This window comes from Candidatus Neomarinimicrobiota bacterium, from assembly GCA_030743815.1.
GTDB lineage: Bacteria > Fidelibacterota > Marinisomatia > Marinisomatales > S15-B10 > UBA2146.
The window spans coordinates 1-22962 of record JASLRT010000086.1 but is presented as its reverse complement, the minus strand read 5'-3'; the positions used below and the strand labels follow the sequence as shown (position 1 = coordinate 22962).

Genomic DNA, 22962 nt, shown 5'->3' with positions numbered 1-22962 from the left:
GTGTGAACCAGACAGGGATGCGCATTCCGGGTACGGCATCCTGCTTGACGCGCATCACAGAAATGAAAAAGCTGATAATATGATGAAGAGACCGATAGTGCTATTTCTTCTTCTTGTCCGGTCGTATCAGTGTAAAATCGGCTGTGGCCATCTCATCACTCTTGATAGTGACAGTGGCCGTTTTGGCCAGCTTTTTCTCGTGCCACACTTCCATTCCTGACATTTTCTCGTGCCACACTTCAATAGTGTATGTTCCCGCAGGCAACCCCTTGATTTCATAGGAACCGTCTTCAGCCGTCACGGCATAGAACGGGTGATCGACCACACCAACAAACGTTTTCATCCAGGGGTGGACGTCGCACTTGATCTTCACCATGATTTCCGGAGTGTTAAACTTCTTGGTGATCTTCTTGACGGCGCCCGGCATCGCCATATTGAACTTTGCGTTGCCGCTTTTCTTCGGCAGTGCATGGACATTATGCAGAGTACCGTCACTGTTCAAGATATCTATCGGCTGACCTGCCTGAACGCCCAGCACGTGCGGCTTGTAGACACAGCCTTTCTGGTCAATGATCGCCGCTTCCGACGGAGTCTCATAATCCCCCTTCACTCCTTCCTTCACATAGACGAACACATTCTTAAGTTCGCCGTCCGGTCCGGCCAGAAGCCATTCATCTCGTACTGGTGAATCGTGCATCATATCGCAGACCTTATCCGACGCCATCTTCTTCTTAAGGTCCCCCATTTTCGGCACCTCGCCTTCATACTTCATCGTCCCCTTGATGCCACCTCCATAGAGGCCTGAGATAGCTATAACAAAAATAGCTGTTATAACCGAGGATCGTTTCAAGATGTGATTCATCGTATTACCTCCATTACAAAGTTATTAACCAATTCCTAGTCTTCCCACTCGTCTTCTTCTTCCCATTCATCCCACTCGTCGCCTTCTTCCTCTTCCTGTTTTAACAGCTGGTAGCCGTTCTCGGCAAAGAAGTTTTTGATCTCTGAAGTGATATCAGTTTTGCCGGGCAGAGCGTAGAGATAATCCGTCAAACCCCAGAGCATAGATAGACTGTCCCCTTTGAGGGAAACAAGCTCTCTACCAAAGATGCTAGCGGCGTTATCCTGCAACAATTCGTCTGCCGCGGGAATGTACGGCTCGGGCATCTTCGTTCCCGGCATGATCCTTTGAGGATCACGAAGCCATTCCATCACCCATGCCGGTCTGAGACGTTCCTTAGTCAGGACCAGATTCGGCGCCCACGTGTCGGGGGTTTGCTGGGGAAACTCCGTTCCATAAAAATGACACTTGAAGCACGCACCCATGTCCTTCTCCTGAAGCCTCTTGCCAGCTTTGAACCGCACCGACTTCGTATCCACCCGGTGTGGCGATTCGTAGGCATTATCCTCTTCATCTAAAAACTGAAAATATTTAATCACCGAATTCCACTCATCATCGTCAAAATAGAATGTAGGCATTCGTACCCTGAGATTGGGCCGTATGAGTGTTGTCGGTTCCTTGAAGAAATCGAAGAGCCAGTCCGGCTGTGTCTTGGCCCCTTGCGTATGAAGGTCAGGCGGACTGAAATCGACCGTAACCTCCAGGGCCGCTTCATGACCGATACCGTTCACATCCATAAGCCACTGTGTAATGGTGGAACGGATAACTCCTCCGTCATGTTCAATGAGATGGCACCCCTGGCAGTTGTACTCCCGCACCAGCCACTGACCCATATGAACATCAGGATTGACGGATCTTGCCGGCTTCACACCGTAAGACGTTTTGACGAAACCGAGAATGGCCGTGACAATTGCTTCTACTTCTTGCTCAGAAAACTCAAAGTCCGGCATCTTAAGACGCTCATAAGGGCCTTTTACTTTGTTTTCATCGAAGCTCCGGGGATGCAGAAGTTTCTGCGTGAACCACGCCTTGCGGCTGTGTTCGATGTCCAGAAGGCCAAAGTCCAGTTTTGCGACTTCCTTGCTCCCCTCTTCGGTCAATTCCGTCCCGATAGGCTTCTCTTCTTCAAAGCCAGGGATATTGTGACAACCAAAACAGCCGTAAGACCTGATTAGTTTTTCACCCGTATAGTCGAGTTTATCTTCCAGCGTCATTTCCGTTAGTTTTTGCCTGGAGTCGTAATCCGAGAACATTCTAGTGAGAAAAGCCATGGTGATCTCATCGATCTGGTCTTCATCAACTGGTGGGACAGTCTGTTCGAGGAAATCTCCATTGCCCATAGTCATGAGATACGCCGTGATGTCAGCCGCCTCAGTCACCGAGAGTCTCAGATTCGGCATTTTCGTCCGCGGGAAGTAACGCTCCGGCTCCCTAAGCCAGCTGTAGATCCATTCGGCTTCCGTTTTAGAAGCTAGCCCAATAAGATTGGGACCATGATCCAGCCGTAATGTCTGGAGGGTAGTCGCTTCTTCAATCGCCTCGGATTCAACCCTGTGGCAGCCGAGACATCCAAGAGAGTTGACCAGATCTTCCCCTCGCTCGGAATTTCCACGTCTCGGAATCCTGTCAAGCGGAAAGTCTCCACTGTTCTTGAATAGGTAGTGCACAATGGCATTTATTTCCTGATCTGTTCTGGCAACAGATTCTGGATCACTGTTGTTAAATAGACCAAAGAAATCCGGCATCCATGAATTATGACGAAACGACTTGGGATTTTTTATCCAGAGGTAAGTCCAATCTTTGTTCACTTTCGAGGAAATCTTATTCAGATCGGGGCCTATCCGTCGTTTGTTCTTGTAACGCTCGATGGTATGGCACCCGAAACATCCAGCTCGTTCAACGAGATTCGTTCCCAGGTTCAGTTTGTCCGCACCTCGGATGTAAATTTCATTTGAATGGCATTTGAAACAGCCGGCTTCTGTGTACTTGACGGGAAACATCGGCTGCTCCCAATGGTGCATCTCATGCCAGTCGTACTTCTCAATCCACTCCTCTTCTTGCTCGTGAGAGCCGGGAGTGTGCGCCGCAGTGGAGAAATCGGTGCCTCTCCCCCGGCCGGCGTGGCAGCTGGTACAACCGAAAGATTCCAGCGGATGTGGCGAATCGTTATTAAGATAGAGAGCAAGATCCGGATGGGTTGTGAACGGCTGAGAAGCATCTTCATAGCCAGGCTCGGTGATCCCTTGGTGACATGTGGTGCACCGGTCCACCTTTGGTATCTCCATGAAGTTGATATCTTCTGTGATATCCTTCAAGACCACCTGGTCTACCTTGTAATAAGGAGAGAGGAAGTCCAGGACAGGGAGATCACGCACCTTATCGCCAATCCTGTTGGCGAAACTCATGGCCGCCGGATCGACTACACTCAATTTGCGTTCTAAGATGCTGGCCTGACGGCGAAGCTGTGAGAGTCGGGTGTCCGCCTCCTTTACTTCCTCACGGTGAGAACGAATCGTGTCACGTTTCTCAAACATATGACGCTCTGCTTCTTCTACGATGAGTCGTTTCTGATTCAGATCTATTTCATAGCGATCCAATTTCTGTCCAGTTTCTTCCGGATTACCGTGACCCCTCCCTACAGCCTCTTCGTGCTCGTATTTTACCACATCATACTCAGCCTTTGTGAAATTGTATACCTGTTCAACTTGATAGTGTTCAGCTTCCAATTTCCTAAGCTGCTTCTCCAAAATTTTCAGATCGTCTTCTTTTTCCTTTAGTGCGTTTCCGGCGGCATCTAAGTTTCCTTGAGCTTCCTTGTATTCTTCGAGAGCGTTCAGTTTCTCCAGCTCACCGTCAAGCTGTCCTTTAGTACTGGCAACCTCCAACTGACGAAATTCTCTCTGGTAGTCCTTCCAGTCTCTATCGTAGTCATCGACAAATGTCCAGACAAGAAGAAGCAAGAAGACGATACTTGAGATACCGAACAGCTTATTCAGCTTGAGGATATTGTAGAATCGTTCCTGTTTTTCCACCGCTATCTCGCTAAATATTGAAAAAGAATTCGGGAATGGCTATCAGATACTTAAGATTGAAGATCCACCTCAGGTACATCTTCAGCGGTAGTGATATCATACTGAGGACAAGAAAGATAAAGACACCGTACTTGAAATTACCCAAGGCTTGATACAACTGTTTGAACACTGTCTTCGCCAGAATCGGTGGTAAAACAAGGAAATAGCCGAAGACGACGATGAATCCGAATATTTCTCTTAACAGGATATTCCCCGGCAATCCTATCCCGAACAACTTGATATAGATAAATTCTGACAGGTTGATATTTACGAGTGCCTCAAGCTTGTGAGGATCCCAGAATTCAAACGGACCGAAAAAGTTCCAGTTTGGACCGCGCAGGAATGTCCCCACCAGAATCAGGTTTACCCACAGCCAGAGCCAGCCGAACATGAAGATGGAGATTGCCATCCGCCGCTGCCTGTAGCTGTAAAATCCTGCCCCTTCCTTATTAATATCAATATACGGTATGGCCATGAGACCAATGATCATAATTGAGGGGAATACAACACCAGCTAACCACGGGTCAAAGTAAACCAGCATCTCCTGCAGGCCAAGGAAGTACCACGGCGCCTTGGCGGGATTCGGTGAGTTGGTGGGATTTGCCGGTTCTTCTAGCGGTGCCTCCAAGCCGATGGACCAAATGAGCAGCAGAGACATGAGAAGAATCAGCGAAATGAATTCAATATAGACGAGATCTGGCCAGACCAGAACTTTATCTTCAGGATCGTGATATTCGGCTGGCTTCTCACCCGCCTGCAACAGTTCGTCATTGTTCCTGGCCTGGTTCATACTCAGCCAGAGAAATGCATGCACCAGTATAAGGAGACCGACAATAGGTACATTATCCGGTTTCAGGAAAATCAGCCGCGAGTTTTCATCGCTTACGCCGATGGCAAAGAATGCGAAGAACAGTGCCAGAACTACGATCAGCCCCTTTTTTGTCCAGAAGAAGTCCAATCGCAGTCGGCGGTTCCACTTCTCAAAGAAATCTGAGGGTGGAAAAATAAACGGAAAAACGACAAGAATAGCTGTCAGCATAATGGTGGGATGGGTAATACCGTTAATAAAATGCTTGAAGACTTCCATAATGGTCTATTCGCCTGAGTTCTCTTAGGTCGGTCCCGAGATACCGCCGTCTTTCCTTATTCTCCAAAAGTGAACCGCCATCAGAATCATGATGATGAACGGAAATCCAATGCAATGCAGCACATAAAATCTTAACAGTGCTGCTTCGCCGACAAAGCGACCACCCAGCAATGCAAAGCGAACATCGCTGGCAGCGTGTACGAAGTTGATGTCACCCAGGCTGAGCAGAGCAGCCCCGGGCCCCTCATGGCCAAGAAAGGGTGTTGCTCGGGCCATGTTGGTACCCACTGTGATCGCCCAGATGGCAAGCTGATCCCACGGCAGAAGGTAGCCTGTAAAACTGAGTAGCAGCGTCAGGGTGAGAAGAATAACACCCACCGCCCAATTGAACTCCCGCGGCGGTTTGTACGATCCGGTCATGAATACCCTGAACATGTGCAGCCAGACTGTGATGACCATTGCATGCGCTCCCCAGCGATGGATCTCCCGCATGATGCCGAGAGGTACCTGTTCGCCAAGGTCTATCATATCCACATAAGCATATTCCACGGTGGGACGGTAATAGAACATGAGGAGGATACCAGAAATTGTGAGCACCAGGAAGAGAAAGAACGATAGTCCACCCATACACCAGGTGAACTTGAGCTTGATGGCGTGTCGCGGCAGGCGAACAGGATGAAGATGCAAGAAAACACTGTTAAGCACCGACATCATCCGCTGGCGGCGGGAGCGCGGCACGCCAGATCTAAAAATCGACTTCCAGACAGCCGACTCACCGAATCGTTCGAAAATGTTCTTCTTAGATTTCTCGCTCATCTTTCTCCCCGAGTCGAAATTCTAACTATACAACCAGAAAAGATTCTGGGTTGCTCCACTGACCTTTCTCATATTGATATTTTTTGGTCTTATCAATCAACATTTGACCATCATCAGCCAATACAATCTTGAATCGTTCCAGCGGCCTGGGTGCGGGACCTTCGAAGTTAATGCCCGTCATACGAAAACCGCTCCCGTGACAGGGACATTTAAACTTTTGCTCATTCTCCAGCCAATTAGGCATACATCCAAGGTGGGTACATACAGTGGAGAGAGCATAAATCTGCTCCGAATTTCTTACCACCCAGATACCATGTTTGTTCTTCCATCTCAGATCTACTTCACCCACCTTATATTCATCAGGGTAACCGATCTTGAACGACTGCGGCGGTTCGAAAAGCACATTGGGGAACATGAAGCGCATCATCATCGTGAAGAAGGCGCCCGTTGCTGCCGTAAAGGTGATCCAGGCAACTGTAAGCCAGGAGATGAACGAACGACGCCTCACTTTTTCTTCGAACGTATCTTCCCCGATAGAAGCCTTTGGTTGCTTAGGCACCTTTTTTTCTTTCAAAGTTTCTTCAGCGTCTGACTCTTGCGTCACCTGCTTTTCCTTGTCACTCATAGCCTGTATTCCCTAAAGATTGAGCGCTTTCATGGCTGCATCACGTACTTTCATATTCATATCTTCCTGGCTCAGTTTCATAATCGCTGCATTAAGAGATGAATCGCCCAGGAGAGAAGCTGCATTGATAGCCGTCAACATCGCTTCAGTCTGCTCGTACGGATCTACTTCATCAAATTCTTCCAGATATCCTCTGTGCAATAAATTTAACAAAATATCACGGCCGCTGTCGCTGTCGAGTTTTGCCAGCGATACAGCCGCATTCCAGCGCACATTCGGCTCAATATCATACAGTAGTTTCTGCAAGGAAGGGATACAATCCTGCAGCCCAAGATTTCCGAGGGCGATAGCGGATCTGTTCCTCACCAGGTCAGATTGATGCTCCGTCATCTCAACGATCGGTGTCAGGTTCTGATCTCCGCCGATTAGTCCCAGTGCATAGACAGCGTCCGCCACAACAGCTTCACCCGGTTCTGCGAGTGCACTCTGAATGGTTTTCGAGAATTCGGTTAGGCCTGAATTTCCCATGGCCCGGATAAGGTACTGTCTGACGCGAGTGTCTGGATCTCTCAGAGAGTACTCGTACGCCGTCAGCATCTCCGTGGCAAAGCGATCATCCTGCGGTGCCCAGTCCGGCGAGGCAATAATCTTAGACAGTTCATAGGCCGACTGCCAACGCTTTGTGGCGCTACCAATTCTTACATCAGTGATATAGTCTTCAGCTACCCGCGGCTCGTGCGTTAGCAGGCGCCACATAAAGAAGATCAGCACCCCAAATAGTGCAATTAAAAACGGAACAACAAAGAAAGAGTGAACAATTACCCTCAGCGCGGATTTCTTCTCAATTTCCTGTGACATGTGTCCAAATGATTGCTGGTCGTTTTTTTAAGGCGGGCAATTTACGATCATGCATTCCTTATGAGCAAAAAGAATTAACGCTGTCTCAGGATGAGTATCGCGAAAGTCCGCTCTGACCAATAATTTTACGGCGACTGCTACTTTCACGACTCAGAATGTGCCGCGGGCGAGACTCGAACTCGCACCTTCTAAGGAAGACTAGCTCCTAAGGCTAGCGTGTCTACCAATTCCACCACCGCGGCAATTCAATACAGTTATACCTGTCAAGCATCGGCAAAATATAGGAGATTATTGCTGTTTGCCAAAGGATAGAGGTTGAGGTGAGCTTGCCTGCCGCAATGGAATGCGGGTGGAGTGGTAACTGATGACTAGTGGAGGGGTAGCTGGTTGAGCGGTAGTCAGCCCCGGCGGATACTACCAATAACCAGTAATCAGAGCCGTTGAACTTACGCTCCGTGGCATTTCTTGAACTTCTTGCCACTACCGCATGGACACGGTTCGTTCCGGCCTACCTTCTTCTCCACATGAATAGGCTGAGGCTTACCAGCGGGTGCTGGTTGCGCTGGTTGCCCGTCCCCGTTAGTGGGCGCTGCCATACCCATACCGATAGTCTCATCGTGTTGCGTACGTACACGGCGAGCGGGGGCACGGCCCCTCATCGTCGGCGCTTGATCCATCCCCTGAAGTTGCGTCCGATAGAGCCTCTGAACCGTATCGCGATTCACCTCTCTCAGGAATTCAATAAACATATCGAACCCTTCGGACTTGTACTCCAGGAGAGGATCTTTCTGACCGTAGGCACGCAGGTTGATGCCTTCGCGCAATTGATCCATGGCGTAGAGATGATCTTTCCACTTTTCATCGATGGTACGCAGGACCACATAACGTTCAAACGCGCGCATAATCTCAGCCGGAATGAGGCTCTCGCGTGCCGCATAGACAGCTTTACCTTTTTCCAGGATCTTGTTACGGATTCCGTCCGCGGATGTGACAGAACGTATCTCTTCATCAGCTTCAATAGTCAGCACCGAGGACAGTTCACTCTCAAACTCTTCCCAATTCCAATCGGCAGGATCGCCGCTTCCGTCACCGTGCAGTTCCAGCATATCTTCGACTAACTCATCCTGAAGCACAGAAATTTCATCACGGATGTCGTCCCGCGTGAGGGCATGGTTCCTGCGGCTGTAAACTACTTCCCTCTGCTGGTTCATTACATCATCGTACTCAAGCAAGCGTTTCCTGATGGCAAAGTTTCTCTCCTCCACCTTTTTCTGAGCCCGCTCGATAGACCGGGTTACCATTCTGTGGGTAATGACTTCGCCCTCCTCTACACCAAGTTTATCCATAATGCTAGCGATACGCTCACTATTAAAGAGACGCATGAGGTCATCTTCGAGGCTCAGGTAGAATCGTGACGAACCGGGATCACCCTGGCGGCCGGAACGACCCCGCAACTGCAGATCGATCCGCCGTGATTCGTGCCGCTCGGTACCTATGATATGCAGACCGCCAGCGTCAACAACACCTTCACCGAGCTTGATGTCAGTGCCCCGGCCAGCCATGTTCGTGGCGATAGTAACGGCGCCCCGATCACCAGCCCTGACCACAATCTCCGCCTCCCGCTGGTGATGCTTAGCATTCAGTACGTTGTGAGGAATGCCCCGGCGCTTCAACATGCGGGAGAGCGTCTCCGATGCCTCAACGCTGATGGTGCCTACCAGCACCGGTTGCCCCCGCTTGTGACTGTCCACAATCTCGTCTAGTACACCGTTATACTTCTCCCGCTTTGTCTTGTAAACTTCGTCTTCATGATCAATACGACTGACTTGTTCATTAGTAGGGATAACGGTCACATCGAGGCCATATATGGAGTGAAGTTCCTCCGCCTCCGTTTCGGCAGTGCCGGTCATACCGGCTAACTTGTGATATAGTCTGAAGTAGTTCTGAAGTGTGATGGTAGCGAGGGTCTGAGTCTCACGCTCGATAGTCACATTTTCCTTAGCTTCCAGAGCTTGGTGTAACCCTTCGCTATAGCGGCGACCGGCAAGAATCCGCCCCGTGAATTCGTCCACAATGAGAACCTTCCCGTTCTGAACCACATAGTCCACATCCTTCTCATAGAGCGAATAAGCTCTCAACAGCTGAGAAATGTTATGAATTTTCTCGCTGCGGCTGCTGTGGAGGAGCCTTACTTTCTCCGCTTCCTGCTGTCGCTCAACAGAAGTGAGTGACGGATTGTTATCTATCTCGTGGAGTATCTCTCCCAAATCGGGAATGACAAACATTTCTGGATTATCAGGGGCGATGGCGTCGCGGCCTTTTTCCGTCAGATCAATAACGTGACTTTTTTCGTCCATACTGAAATAGAGATCTTCATCCACCTCATGCAGCCGCTTATCACGCATATGGTCTGACTCAACATTCAAAGCAAGCTTTCTGGTACCCTGTTCCTGAAACACCTTTTGCAACCGGCGGTTCTTAGGCGCACCCCGCATCGCCTGCAACAGCTTGTATCCTGTATCGTAATCTTCTCCCTTTTCCAGAAGGGACTCAGCCTCGCTTACTAATTTGTTCACCAGACTGGTCTGCTTTCTTACCAGCTTCTCCACCAGGGGTTTCAATTCGCGGTACTTCGAATCAGTGGGATGATCGACAGCTCCAGAGATGATGAGTGGCGTCCGGGCCTCGTCGATCAGAATACTGTCTACCTCATCTATTATGGCGTAGGCGTGGCCCCGCTGAACCTGTTCCTCCCTTGACAGAGCCATGTTGTCCCGCAGGTAATCGAAGCCGAATTCGTTGTTAGTGCCGTAGGTGATGTCCCTGCTATATATTTCTCTCCGCTGCTCACTGTCCATCTCATTCAAAATAGAGCCGACAGTGAGCCCCAACCTCTCATAAATCTGGCCCATCCACTCCGCATCTCTCTGGGCCAGATAATCATTCACAGTGACGATGTGGACACCACGGCCTGTAAGCGCATTGAGATAGATCGGCATTGTCGCTGCGAGCGTTTTTCCTTCGCCAGTCTTCATCTCCGTAACCTTGCCCCGGTGGAGAACTACTGCGCCTATAAGCTGTACATCATAAGGAATCATTTCCCACGTGATCGGTTGTCCCACTATCTTCCACGATTCCCCCATCATGCGCCGACAGATCTCCTTAACCATGGCAAATGCTTCCGGCAAGATAGTTTCTAAAACCTCTTGTTCAGCGTTGAAGACATGTTTATCCAGCTGTTCCTCAACCAGTCCTTCAGCCTTGCCGACCTCTTCAGCTTCTTCGTTTTTCTCCCTGATCTGCGCCTGAAACTGATGCGTCCTCTCCACTAACTCCTCATCAGACTTACTGGAGAGAGATTCATAAATCGTATTGATTCCGTCAACAATTGGAAAAAGGTTCTTGATTTCGCGTTCAGACTTGGATCCGAACATATTTTTAAGTAAACCGCCCGCCATTTTATATCCCTAAGAAAAGTCTGCTCGCATGGGATTCTGAGACTCCCACCTTCAATATTTTATCAGTTGCCTTTTGAATGTCATAGGCCACCCTGGTAAATTCCGCTGTTTCTTTCATTGTGTCAAGGACGATATAGCACGCCCTCGGATCCCCATCCCGGGGCTGACCAGCGCTTCCCACGTTAATAATTGCTCTTTTCTCTGATGGCAACTCCACCTCTCCTTCCACGTAGTGCCGGTACTCTTCATCTTGAAAATAGATGCCCGGAATATGTGAATGTCCCACAAAACAGAGATGTTCCTCAAAACTACTGAAATGAAGCGCTGCCGAAACCGGGTCCGAAATGTAATACCACTTTCCCGGGCTGGTGGGAGCACTGTGGACGAAAAGAAGATCTTCCTGGCTATGCGACATCTCGAGACCGGATAGATAATCTCGCTGATCCGCGGACAGATTCTTCATCGTCCATTCCGCCGATTTTCGCGCCTGGGGATTCATCTGCCACGGGGAACCGGTGGGCGAATCTGTACCAATGACAGCTGAATCGTGATTTCCCATTAGACTAATATGCGCATGTTCACTGACGGCTGATATGCAGTATTCATAGTCGACCCCATAGCCCACCAGATCACCCAGACAGACAATTCTATCGATGCTGGCATTACCGATTGATTCAAGAACCACCTCCAGCGCCTCTCTATTAGCATGAATATCGGAGACGACCGCCAGCCGCACTTATTACACCGGCTCCGAAAGCTCATTAAGGGAGTGATAGATGGAGTCGAGAATACCGTTGATAAATGCACCACTTTCCTCGGTACTGTACTTCTTCGAAATCTCTACACCTTCAGTAATGGATACTTTTGGCGGGACGTCTTCCAGGAATACCATCTCGCAAATCATCATCTGAAGGATCAGGCGGTCGATGAGTGCCACCCGCTCATAATCCCAGTTTTCCAACCGACTGATGATCTCTTGCTTAGACCAGTCGGCATGCTCTACAGTTGAGCTGAAGAGTCTCTGCATAAATTCTTCCACATCGGCGTTTATCTCCCGATTACGCTTCAGGTCAGCCAGGATTTTTTCATACGGATCTCCGGTCATTTCAAAGGCGTAGATTCCCTGTAAAACGAGCTCACGGGCCATACGACGATTCTTCACGTGGTCACCTGTTCACTGTTCCTGGAGAGGTATCACCCATCCGAAGGGATCCTCCACCTCTTCCTTCTGGATTCCTGTCAGAAGATCGTAGAGTTGCCTGGAGACGGGTCCCACCGATTCAGTAATGAGATTGTGTCCCTCGTCGGTGGTGATCTCACCGATAGGGGTGATGACGGCCGCTGTCCCCGTACAGAAGACTTCGTCAGCCTGCACCACATCACTGACCGACACCTCTGTTTCATGGACTTCCAGGTTGAGCTTTTCACGGGCGAGCCGGATCACCGAGTCACGAGTTATTCCGGGAAGGATGGAGCCGTCCAGAGCCGGCGTCTTCAGAACACCGTCTGAAAGGATGAAGAGGTTGGCTGAGCCGACTTCCTCCACGTAGTTTTCATCGGCGGCATTCAGATAGAGTATTTCATCAAATCCTTTCGCCTTGGCGAGTTTAAGCGGATAGAGCGATGCGGCATAGTTCCCGATAGCCTTCGCATTTCCCGTTCCCCGGGGAGCAGCCCGGTGAAACTGTTTTGTCACCTCAAGATGTAATAATCTCATACCACCTTTGAAGTAAGGACCGACGGGCGATACGTAGACCACAAAAGTATATGACGGCGCCGGCTGAACACCCAGTACCGGTCCCGTTCCCCAGACACACGGTCGAATGTAGAGGCTACCCTTGCCCAGCGGAGGGACAAAATCGAGATTGTCCCCTACTGTGGAGGTCACAGCCTGCATGAATATTCCTTGCGGTACAGGCGGAATACACAGTCGCTCGGCAGATGCCTGAAAACGGCGTGCATTTCTCTCGGGCCGAAACAGGACGACACGGTCCCTGGCGCTATGATAAGCTTTCATCCCCTCGAAGACACCCTGACCGTAATTCAACACGGCCGCCGCGGGCGAAATCGAGAAGTCACCAAACGACTTCAATTCGCCTGAGTTCCAATCTTCTCCCATCTTACATTCTGCCACATACATGGAACGGGTCGGTGTCAACGTGAAACTAAGTTCATCCCACGCCACCGTTTCCGCCACTTCTGCTTCGACGCCGTTCATCTCTATTCCTCCAGCATCGCTCTAGCGATGACCAGTTGCTGTATTTCCGAAGTTCCCTCGTAAATCTGTGTAATCTTGGCATCTCGCATGAGACGTTCAACGCCGTACTCTTCCATGTAGCCGTAGCCACCGAAAATCTGCACACATTCGGTAGCGGACTCCATGGCAGTCTTGGAAGCGAACCATTTTGCCATAGCAGCTTCAGTGGAAAAGGGCTTGCCGTTGTCCTTCAGGTAGGCCGCCTGATGAACAAGCAACCGGGCGGCAGAGATGTCTGTGGCCATCTTGGCTATCTTCTCCTTAACAGCGCCAAAGGAAGCGATTGTACTGCCAAACTGTTTTCTCTCCTTCGCATAACGGACCGATTCTTCCAGCGCCGCCCTGGCGATACCTACGGCCTGAGCTGCAACACCGGTCCGGCCGCCATCCAGCGCCTTCATGGCTATAGTGAATCCACTGCTTTCCTCGCCAATCCGATTCACCTCCGGGACAGGGCAGTTGTCGAAGTAGAGCTCGCTTGTGTCCGAACCGCGGATGCCGAGCTTGTCTTCCTTCTTGCCTGTAGTAAAACCGTCAAAAGATTTCTCTACGATGAAAGCCGAGATTCCCTTATGTCCCGCTCCCTTCTCCGTCATCGCGAAGACGATAACCACATCGGAGTTGATCCCGCTGCTGACCCAGTTCTTGGTCCCTTTCAGCAAATAGTGATCGTCCTCCTTCTCGGCAAATGTTTTCAGGTTTGAGGCGTCGGAGCCCGCCTGAGGTTCACTGAGTGAAAAAGCGCCGAGCCACTCCCCGGTCGCCAGTTTCTTCAGGTATTTCCCCTTCTGCTCATCAGTGCCGAAAGCGTCCAGAACGTAACAGACGAGAGAATTGTTGACGGACATGATCACTCCCGCGGAGGCGTCCTCACGGGAGATCTCTTCTATGGCCAGGGCGTAGCTGACAACATCGGCACCAGCACCGCCCCATTCTTCGGGAACGGTCATACCCATAAAACCCATCTCGCCGAGTGTCTTGATCTGTTCCGCCGGGAATTCCATTTTCCGGTCGCGTTCCATGACACCGGGCGCCAGATGTTCTCTGGCGAACTCGCGGGCAGTCTTCTGAATAAGCAGCTGTTCTTCAGAGTAATCAAGATTGTACATCAGATTCTCTCCACAATCACCGCCGACGCCTCACCCCCGCCGATACAGATTGCGGCAATGCCCCGCTCCTTATCCAGAGACTCCATGGCGTGGAGTAGGGTCACCAGGATTCTCGCTCCGCTGGCACCGATTGGATGTCCCAGTGCTACCGCACCGCCCCGGACATTCACGATGTCATGACTCACGTCCAGCTCGCGCATAGCCACCAGAGCCACCGTGGAAAAAGCTTCGTTAATCTCAAAAAGATCGATATCAGCCAGAGACATGCTCGCCCTGTCCAGCACCTTGCGGATGGCACTGATGGGAGCCGTGGTGAACCACTCCGGTTCCTGTGCGATGGACGCCTGCGCCACAATCCGCGCCGTGGGCGTCACGCCAAGTTCGGCCGCCGCATCCTCCGCCAATATAACCATAGCCGCGGCGCCGTCGTTAATCTTGGAGGCGTTGGCAGCGGTGACACTGCCGTTTTTCTCGAAGGCAGGCTTCAGTCTGGTCATCTTGTCGAAATTAGCCCGTTTCGGTTCCTCATCCTCCGACACTGTAACAGTACCTTTTCTCAATGTTACTTTTACCGGGATGATTTCGGCGGCGAAAGAACCGTCTTCCTGTGCCCGCTGAGCCCGGGAGTAAGACTCCTTGGCAAACTCATCCTGCTCTGCCCGGGAAAAGTTGTGTTTCCGGTTGCACGTCTCGGCACAACTGCCCATATGTTTATCGTTGTATACATCCCACAGACCGTCTACTACCACGCTGTCGAGTACTTCACCGTGCCCCAGTCTGTAACCTTTTCTCCCCTTGGGTAGCAGATAAGGGGCGCGACTCATATTCTCCATGCCTCCGGCTACAACTGCATCAGCATCGCCCAGCTGCACCGCCTGGGCGGCCAGCATCACAGCTTTCAAGCCGGAGCCGCACATCTTGTTGACGGTGAGACACTCGGTAGATTCCGGCAGCCCCGCGGCGAGGGCGGTCTGACGCGCCGGCGCCTGACCCAATCCGGCCGGCAGGACGTTTCCCATAATCACCTCATCAACCGCATCGTGTGCGAGAGATGATGTTTTCAGGGAAGCCTTGACGGCGGTAGCACCGAGTTGGACAGCCGAAATACCACTGAGAGAACCTTCAAAAGTTCCTATAGGTGTGCGCCGCGCACCAGCGATGACAGCACTACGCTGACTATCCATCTCTTTTCCCCTTTTGATTGCTGCCGCTGTAGGCTATGATGATATCTTTTACCAGCTTGTGGCGGACGACATCGGTTTCCGTCAGCTCCACGAAGCCGATACCGTCGATTCCCTTCAAAATCCTTACCGCCTGCAGAAGTCCCGATTCCTCCTTCTCCGGAATATCGATCTGCGTCACGTCGCCGGTAATGATGGCTCTCGAATTGGGGCCGAGCCTTGTGAGAAACATTTTCATCTGCATGGCGGAACTGTTCTGGGCTTCGTCTAGGATGACAAAGGCGTTATTCAAAGTTCTGCCCCGCATGTACGCCAGAGGTATCACTTCGATCACCCGCTTTGACATGAGTGACTTGAGGGTCGCCGCCGAAAGGATTTCATTGAGCGCATCATAGAGCGGGGTCAGATAAGGATCGATCTTTTCTCTCAGATCACCGGGCAAAAAACCGAGCCGCTCACCTGCCTCCACCGCAGGCCGCGAAAGTACGATTCTCTTTACCTCCCGATTCTTGTAAGCCGCCACAGCAAAGGCCACTGCCAGATAGGTCTTCCCCGTTCCCGCCGGACCGATGGCAAAAACCATATCGTTCGATCGTGCAAGATCGTAGAGTCTTCTCTGCCCCTCAGATCGGGGCATTATGGCGCCTTGCTTGGTATACAGGATGACAGACTCCTGCTGCTCTTGCGGAACGTGATCCCCGTTCGAGATCAAAGCTACAAGAGAACGGACATCGCCGTCGGTGAGCGAATTTTTCCTGCTGTACGTCCTCATCATTTCCTTGAGCACTTCCTCCACCTGTGCTGTATCCTCCTTTTTCCCCTCAAGAGTGACTGTGCTGCCCCGCAGTAGAATCTTACACGGGAAAGCATCCTCAAGGATCTTCAGATTCACATCGGCAACGCCGGCAATTCCCAGCGGATCTACATCACGAAGTTCAACTGTCTTCTTCATTAATCAAAAAGAGCCTCTCTGAGGCTCCCGGGCCCGACCACCCATCCATCATTTACACGTTGTGCGATTTCCATCCCAATCACACGCAATACTATTTCGAAAAGCACAGCTAAAACTAACAATTTGTCCGTTCAATGACAAGACCAACCGATTTGTCATTTCACACAAATCTCCTGTTTTTCGAAACGATTATCACGTATCTTTTGCCTTCCTATGGCTACGTTTCTCCTCATTCTCGCAAGCTTCGCAGCGATCGTCGTCCTATTTCTGTTTCTGTCTTGGTATATCCGCTTTCAGGCAAGCATTCTGCTGAAGGAGAATGAGTTGGACTACCGGATAGCTGTGGCACTGGGAGGTCGAAATATGGGGATCGGATTTGCCCGGATCGAAAGCATGAGCTACCTGTTCCTCGGCTCTCCTGGAAGGGAACGGTTCAAGTGGCGCCTGGGCGGAAAGAAACCGGAAGAAAAAAAAGTGACTGCTGAAGCGAAGGAGAAGCAACCGATCTCGAAGCGATGGTCGAAGATTACGGCCATCCCTTACGGAAAACTGCTGGCTGCGGTGAAGAGATCAATCAAGTGGCGCGATTTCGGGATCAGAGGCGTTTTCGGCTGGCAGAATCCGGCAGTGACAGGCCAGTTCTTCGGCGCACTGTCAATTCTCAATGCATTCATCGGCAGTCATAGGTTCAATGTAAATATGACGCCGGATTTCGATAGGCAGATCGTGGATCTCGACTGCAGATCAGCTGTCAGTTTTAGACCAGCCGTCCTGGCATGGCGGCTCGGGTCCACGTATCTCTTTCACAAACGTTAACCAATAATCAGGAGGTCATCATGGCTGTTTCCGAACTCATCAAGAATGTCATGAAGGAACTGGAAAGTGTGATGCAGACAAAGACTGTTGTAGGAGATCCCATCTCGGCGGGAGATTACACAGTCATTCCTGTTTCAAAGGTCAGTTTCGGTTTTGGTGCCGGCGGTGGCGGTTCCGATGAAAAAAAGAAAGGCAATACAGGCGAAGGTGTCGGCGGCGGCTGGAGCATTGAACCGCTGGCTTTCTTCGTTGTCGGTAAGGAAGGCGCCCGGCTCTATTCGCTGAAACAGGAGGAAAGTATCATGGGCCGGCTCTTCGATCTGGCACCAAAAGTTGCCGATACTGTCAAAGACTATATGGACAAGAAGGGGGGTGATGAGAGAGACGCTGAAGAATAAGTTTGGATCACAACCCTGATTCCGGTTTAGGAATTCGACAACGGAGCTGAAGTTTTCTGCCTGTACTTTGTTTACTTCTGGGTTTGCACTAACTTGTTGTTTGACGGGACGGGACAAAGTGGCAAACATGACCTATATGGTTTTCTTGTTTTGATGCCTGTCTTACTTTTTTCTTGTAGTATTCTGACACTTAGACAAGTTTGCTAGACTTTGCCAGAAAGTCTTTACTCCACCGCGTCTTACAATCAGATTCAAGTCTTCATTTTTCACTTATGATATTATGCCTCGGTAAATGTTTAGTTAGGTCAGCGGGAAGAGTAGCTTGACTTCCCAATCCAAACTGATCAAGATGCTGACTATTATTGTCACCATCTATCTATTCTTGCTCAGCATCAAACTGCTCGGACACTCCTTCAAACAGTTTAAGGATTTGGCTGAAGTAATGATTAAGATGACCTCCAATCCCTTCGCCGGTCTCATCATCGGCATCGTTGCCACCAGCCTAATCCAGAGTTCATCAACGACAACTGCCATCGTGGTCGGTCTTGTTGCCGGAAATGCTCTCAGTCTGAGCAACGCCATCCCTATCATCATGGGAGCAAACATCGGGACTACCGTCACGAATACGCTTGTTTCTCTCGGTCATATCAAGAGCAGGGAAGAATTCCGCAGGGCATTCTCCGCGAGTATCGTACACGACTTCTTTAATATATGTGTTGTCATCGTCTTATTCCCTGTTGAGATGAAGTTTCACATCATTGAGCGAACTGCTTCTCTATTAAAACACGGATTCTTCGGAGCCGGTGGATTGAAGATGTTCAATCCTTTGAAGATTGTTCTCAATCCCGCCATCAGTTGGCTTGATCACATCTTCTCTCTGCTGCCCTACAAAAGTGCTCTTATGATCGTCTTTTCACTCCTCCTCATGTTCGCATCACTAACTTTCTTAGTAAAGACAATTCGGGTTCTGATGTTGACGAAGATGGAAGTAATCATCGGCAACTACCTTTTCAGAAACGATATCTTCGGTTTCATATTCGGCATATTGATGACGGCCATAGTCCAGAGTAGTTCCGTCACCACTTCTCTTATCATACCTCTGGCAGGTGCTGGTCTTGTATCTGTGAGACAAATCTTCCCGTATACTCTTGGCGCAAACATAGGAACGACGGTGACCGCAATCCTAGCCGCCATGGCAACTCAGAACAGTGTAGCCATCACCGTCGCCTTTTCTCATCTCTGTTTCAATATTTTTGGAATCCTTTTGTTCTACCCCCTCAAGTTCATCCCCATTCGGCTGGCCCTGTTTGTGGGTGACAAAGCCGGTAGCTCTACCAAACATCTGATCTTATTCATCACTGTCTATATCCTTCTGCATTTTGTGCCGGTAGCATTGATTTTCCTAACCTGATCACGGATAGAATGAACTTAAGAATAGACAGACAAGATCGAACATCGTTTCGCCGAAGATCAGCGCTTATCTGTGGCTTTAGTATTTCAATCTTCACTCCGTTATCACTAATTTCAGTCATGAGGTAATATCATGTGGAAAGAACTGACAAAACTGTGGAAATCGCATGACCTGCTGGTTCAGGCATGGGACCAATCTTATGAGATGCTGGAAATCGCCCGTGCTATGTATTTTGAAGCAGTGAGGATTCTTCGAGAGAGTGATGATACTGAAATAAACAGGGAGATTCGTCGGAGCGACAAGAAGGTAAATGCCTACGAACGGGATGTGCGCAGAAAAGTGATGACCCATTGTGCCCTGCAAGGGCCCACTGATCTTCCCGGCGGAATGGTCCTTGTGAGTATTGTCATTGATATCGAGCGAATCGGCGACTACAGCAAGAACATTCTCGATCTGGCAGAGGCCCATCCCTTGAGATTAACTGTGATTCCCTACGAAGAATCCCTGAACGAGATCGAGAATCAGATAAAAGAGAGATTTGATCAGACGATCACTGTTCTCAAGGATCAGGCAGTTGAAGAGGCAAGAGAGATGATGAGCACATTCAAGACTGAGGTCAGCGGTATTTGTGATCAGATCGTTAACGATCTGGCCAAAGGAAAAGTAAAAGATATATCGGCTGGCGACTCCGCTGCTCTAGCACTATATGTCCGATACCTAAAGCGAATCAGCTCCCATCTGAACAATATGATCTCGAGTGTTGTAAACCCATTCGATCGCATCGGTTTCCGAGAGAAGTAGACTGAAGACTAAGAGAAGCTAGCTATCATAGACGCTTCAGGGATGTGACGAGAAAACGATCCTCACTAATCCCCCCATCGTACTCAATCTGCACGGTTTCGAGTGTTGTTCTATGGGGCTTCTGAGTATTTTCCATGATCATCTTCACGATTGTCCAGTACTGGCCGTCTTTTCTCATTTCCGGGACGGTCAAAATCTTCAATAACCGTCCTTTTAAATCATAGAACTCCACTTTCCGCACCACCCACCGCTCAGCATCTACCCAGATGATCCGCTTCGAATAGGACGGCTTCTCCTCTCTCGGAAAGGCTTCGAGCTTGTAGCAATCTGAACCGAAAACAGTCTCTCTCCCCAACAGGACATAGCCGTCTTCATCTATGCTCCTACCGGCAAGATCTTCATAGGTAAAATCAGTCCCCATGAATCGTCCAGTATTCTGGCCCACCTGGACACGCTTCACTTTGCGCAGCTCCGGCAGATAGAGCCACTGATCATCGTATTTGCCCGCTTCGCGATAGTCCCATGAAAGAAATCCGGTTCCTTTAACATCGGCCGGCTTTGTGAAGCGGATAAGAGACTTGGATACAAAGCTGCCCTCTTGGAAGGATTTCTGGAATGACTTAATCTCACGGCTTCGACTGCGTTCCTTAGTCTTCGTGATCTTGGTCATGGTTATGACTGTCGTAGAGATGACATCACTCGGCTCAGACTGGGCCTCCACCTTCTGCATGATTTCGAGGGCGGTAACCTGCGGTTGCAGTGTGGAAAAAGTAATGAGAAGACAACTGGCCAGTCTGGGCATGGTCACAAGAATCTGGGTTAGTGTGTCAGTTAGAAGCTAAATTTAAGGCCGGCGGAGATATGAGAAAAATCTTCCAGTTGTGTAAAGCGATTGGTGGGATCTGACTCGTCGCCGAAAAACTGAGTCAAGCCGAGCTCAACTTCCCAGTTCTCAAGAGGGGAATAGGCTACTCCAAATCCACCCATCATTCCCGCCTCCTCAAGATTAACTAAGGTAGTAGCTCTAAGTTCAAGGCTATTGTCCATCAGGTTGCCTGTTCCGGATAGCATAATAGCCTGTTTGGCAAACATGGCGAAGGGGGTTCCCATTCCCGGTACAAAACTGTCTTTCGTTAATTCAGTCTGTTGCGATATCACTTGATTAAAAGTAAGTCCTTCAGCTTTTTGCACCGTACTGCCGATGAACTGGCCTGAAAACTGGATGTCGAAAGGTCCTGTCACTTCACCTTGGAGAACGTATTGCAGATATTCCGCTTCCAACGGGAACAGTGCGTCACAACAATCATTTTCTTCATTTTCAGTCATGAAAAAACCCATCTCGCCCCGAAGGGTCAGATCGCCAATGAAAGTGACAAAGTCACCCCCGAGAACAGACGTTGACCTGTATCCAAACTGAGGTAACGGCTGGAGTTGGAGATAGTTCATGCCTATAAGGCTGAATCCCCTATCGTGACCTTCGAAATAAGAGACAGAAAGATCACTCTCCCCCACTGTCGTCTGGAGACGAGCACCATACTCCAATGGGTCCTCTACCTTAATGTATTCTTCCGGCTCGAACGGGGGCTTGATGGGAAAATCCTCCTCGCCGAATGTATAACGATTGGGCATATGCTCAGGAATAACGACAGCCTTAATCTGCCAGGCCCCAAGGTAGACTGACACCGCCGCCGAAAGAGATCCTATCTTCCGATCCGTACCCGGAAGGAACATATAGTAATAGTCGTAAGCATTGAGATTGTCCGTAGGATTATTTCCGTCAGCTGCACCCCAGGCATGGATCTGTTTCCCAACCTTCACCTCTCCAAACCGGGGATACCAAACAGCATAAGCTTCCCGTAAATCGAATTCAGTTTCACCAGTGAACCAGCGGTATTCTAGAGAGCTGCTGGTTTTGATGTCGAAGTCACCGAGCGTGTAGCCCAGCTTCAGCTCCGCCATCCGGAAAGGGAGTGAAATCCGCGATACATCTGAGGAGCGATACATGTCAGAGGGATGAATAGAGCCGGTATAATCGATCTGTGCAGACAGAACAGCTGGAAGGATCAGCAGCGCAAATCTCATCCTTTTCTCATTCCCTCACCATCACGAGCACCATCTTGAACGGTACAACTGCCTGTAAGGCGTGAGGTTTGTTTGCCGGCAGGATAATCATCTGCCCGGTCTGTACAACATGTGATTTTTGGGCCACCGTCACATCTGCCTCTCCTTCGATAACGTGGACGAGGGCGTCAAAAGGCGCCGTATGTTCACTCAGCCCCTGACCTTTGTCGAAAGCAAACAGCGTTACGCTTCCCTTCTCACCCTTGATCAGCGTTTTGCTGACGACGGAGTCAGACTGGTATTTCACAAGATCGTTTATGTTTGCAACTGGGGGTGATTTCTGCATTATATCTTCCTCCTACCGGGGCATCCGCTTCAAATTCTTCTCCTGGAAAAGACTCTCCTCGAGGCCGGTGTCCAACTGAATTTCATCAAACGTTACTCTCGTGGTGTGTTCCTTCTGAACGTCCTTGACAAAAATGCCAGTCATGATATTGTAGTCTCCCATCCTGCTGGTGTTAAAAACCTTGGTCTTCTTCAAGTTTCCGTTTTGATCATACGACTCTTCTTTTACCGCTAACAAGGTTGCTTTCTCTACCCAGGTCATATGTTTGGAATAGGTGGATTTGGCTTCAGGTTTCGGTGTCACTTCCAGTATGTAGCACTCTTTTCCGTCCACCTCGTCATCATCCAGGCGAACGAATTCATTCTCATCAACCTCCCTGCTGGTCATATCTTCATAACTGAGGTCTGAGCCCATGAAGGAATCACCTTTCTTCTTTGATGAGATTCGGCGGATCTTATTGAAAGCCGGAAGCCACATGCGCATTTCATCATCCTTTCCATCATGCTCGATTTTCAAGAAGGCTACTCCTTTATCGTCCGCCGGCGCCAGAAACCAGAGGATCTGCTTCTTGCCTCCATCAACCAGTTGGGAATAAATAGTGGATGTGCGCGTTTTGCCCTTTGAATTGGTCAGAACCATGGTCGTCTTGGAAGTCATATCTGTGGGCTGTTTTCGTTCATCCATCATTTTGGCAATGTCATAGCCGGATTGACCCTGAAGGACTGTAATGAAAAGCAGAGCCAAAAGTGTTTTTCTCATGGTTATTCTCCTAAGCTTTCATCAATCTTGATTTTAACATTTCCGCAATGACCGC

21 protein-coding genes and 1 tRNA gene are annotated in these 22962 nt (G+C 49.8%); 4 read left to right on the top strand and 18 right to left on the bottom strand.

What is annotated here, in order from left to right; genetic code table 11:
* Positions 1–100 precede the first annotated feature (100 nt).
* The 14 genes from QF669_06970 to QF669_06905 form a co-directional block, all read right to left on the bottom strand.
* Positions 101–850: a carboxypeptidase regulatory-like domain-containing protein gene (locus QF669_06970; protein MDP6457171.1), complete on the bottom strand. Its 750-nt coding sequence runs from the start codon at positions 848–850 to the stop codon at positions 101–103.
* 47 nt (positions 851–897) lie between these two features.
* The gene (locus QF669_06965) at positions 898–3933 is read right to left on the bottom strand and encodes a c-type cytochrome (protein MDP6457170.1); all 3036 of its coding nucleotides are present in this window, start codon (positions 3931–3933) and stop codon (positions 898–900) included.
* 10 nt (positions 3934–3943) lie between these two features.
* Complete coding sequence (locus tag QF669_06960; protein MDP6457169.1) at positions 3944–5059, bottom strand: cytochrome C; 1116 nt, start codon at positions 5057–5059, stop codon at positions 3944–3946.
* Positions 5060–5083: 24 nt separating this feature from the next.
* Positions 5084–5875 (bottom strand): cytochrome b N-terminal domain-containing protein, encoded by a 792-nt coding sequence (locus QF669_06955; protein ID MDP6457168.1) that lies wholly within the window; start codon positions 5873–5875, stop codon positions 5084–5086.
* A 25-nt stretch (positions 5876–5900) separates the two neighbouring features.
* Entirely contained in the window at positions 5901–6500 is a 600-nt protein-coding gene (locus tag QF669_06950) for a ubiquinol-cytochrome c reductase iron-sulfur subunit (protein ID MDP6457167.1), read from the bottom strand.
* Positions 6501–6512: 12 nt separating this feature from the next.
* Complete coding sequence (locus QF669_06945) at positions 6513–7358, bottom strand: HEAT repeat domain-containing protein (GenBank protein ID MDP6457166.1); 846 nt, start codon at positions 7356–7358, stop codon at positions 6513–6515.
* A 158-nt stretch (positions 7359–7516) separates the two neighbouring features.
* A tRNA-Leu gene (locus tag QF669_06940) sits at positions 7517–7600 on the bottom strand.
* A 204-nt stretch (positions 7601–7804) separates the two neighbouring features.
* Positions 7805–10816 (bottom strand): preprotein translocase subunit SecA, encoded by a 3012-nt coding sequence (secA, locus tag QF669_06935; protein MDP6457165.1) that lies wholly within the window; start codon positions 10814–10816, stop codon positions 7805–7807.
* Position 10817: 1 nt separating this feature from the next.
* A complete protein-coding gene (locus QF669_06930) occupies positions 10818–11552 on the bottom strand; it encodes a metallophosphoesterase family protein (GenBank protein MDP6457164.1) in 735 nt (244 codons plus the stop codon).
* Positions 11553–11555: 3 nt separating this feature from the next.
* Positions 11556–11978: a transcription antitermination factor NusB gene (gene nusB, locus QF669_06925; protein MDP6457163.1), complete on the bottom strand. Its 423-nt coding sequence runs from the start codon at positions 11976–11978 to the stop codon at positions 11556–11558.
* Positions 11979–11990: 12 nt separating this feature from the next.
* Entirely contained in the window at positions 11991–13034 is a 1044-nt protein-coding gene (locus tag QF669_06920) for a branched-chain amino acid aminotransferase (GenBank protein MDP6457162.1), read from the bottom strand.
* A 2-nt stretch (positions 13035–13036) separates the two neighbouring features.
* On the bottom strand, positions 13037–14182 hold the full coding sequence (locus QF669_06915) for an acyl-CoA dehydrogenase family protein (protein ID MDP6457161.1): 1146 nt from the start codon (positions 14180–14182) through the stop codon (positions 13037–13039).
* A complete protein-coding gene (locus tag QF669_06910) occupies positions 14182–15366 on the bottom strand; it encodes a thiolase family protein (GenBank protein MDP6457160.1) in 1185 nt (394 codons plus the stop codon). The genes QF669_06915 and QF669_06910 overlap by 1 nt, the downstream gene beginning before the upstream one ends.
* Positions 15359–16315 (bottom strand): PhoH family protein, encoded by a 957-nt coding sequence (locus tag QF669_06905; GenBank protein ID MDP6457159.1) that lies wholly within the window; start codon positions 16313–16315, stop codon positions 15359–15361. The genes QF669_06910 and QF669_06905 overlap by 8 nt, the downstream gene beginning before the upstream one ends.
* 213 nt (positions 16316–16528) lie before the next feature.
* Between QF669_06905 and QF669_06900 the strand changes: the two genes are divergently transcribed.
* The 4 genes from QF669_06900 to QF669_06885 all read left to right on the top strand — a co-directional run bounded on the left by QF669_06900 (position 16529) and on the right by QF669_06885 (position 19741).
* Complete coding sequence (locus QF669_06900) at positions 16529–17131, top strand: DUF2953 domain-containing protein (GenBank protein MDP6457158.1); 603 nt, start codon at positions 16529–16531, stop codon at positions 17129–17131.
* Positions 17132–17151: 20 nt separating this feature from the next.
* A complete protein-coding gene (locus QF669_06895; GenBank protein MDP6457157.1) occupies positions 17152–17529 on the top strand; it encodes a spore germination protein GerW family protein in 378 nt (125 codons plus the stop codon).
* Between the two features lie 322 nt (positions 17530–17851).
* On the top strand, positions 17852–18940 hold the full coding sequence (locus QF669_06890) for a Na/Pi symporter (protein ID MDP6457156.1): 1089 nt from the start codon (positions 17852–17854) through the stop codon (positions 18938–18940).
* Positions 18941–19072: 132 nt separating this feature from the next.
* On the top strand, positions 19073–19741 hold the full coding sequence (locus tag QF669_06885) for a PhoU domain-containing protein (GenBank protein MDP6457155.1): 669 nt from the start codon (positions 19073–19075) through the stop codon (positions 19739–19741).
* Between the two features lie 25 nt (positions 19742–19766).
* Here the strand turns inward: QF669_06885 and QF669_06880 are convergent, their stop codons facing one another.
* The 4 genes from QF669_06880 to QF669_06865 are packed head-to-tail and all read right to left on the bottom strand — an operon-like array spanning position 19767 to position 22907.
* Positions 19767–20543 carry an outer membrane lipoprotein-sorting protein gene (locus tag QF669_06880; GenBank protein MDP6457154.1) on the bottom strand — a complete coding sequence of 259 codons (777 nt, stop codon included), beginning with the start codon at positions 20541–20543 and terminating at the stop codon, positions 19767–19769.
* Positions 20544–20572: 29 nt separating this feature from the next.
* Positions 20573–21823, bottom strand: coding sequence for a hypothetical protein (locus tag QF669_06875; GenBank protein ID MDP6457153.1), 1251 nt, complete (start codon positions 21821–21823; stop codon positions 20573–20575).
* A gap of 7 nt (positions 21824–21830) precedes the next feature.
* Positions 21831–22148 carry a cupin domain-containing protein gene (locus tag QF669_06870; protein ID MDP6457152.1) on the bottom strand — a complete coding sequence of 106 codons (318 nt, stop codon included), beginning with the start codon at positions 22146–22148 and terminating at the stop codon, positions 21831–21833.
* A gap of 12 nt (positions 22149–22160) precedes the next feature.
* Entirely contained in the window at positions 22161–22907 is a 747-nt protein-coding gene (locus tag QF669_06865; protein MDP6457151.1) for an outer membrane lipoprotein-sorting protein, read from the bottom strand.
* Positions 22908–22962 lie beyond the last annotated feature (55 nt).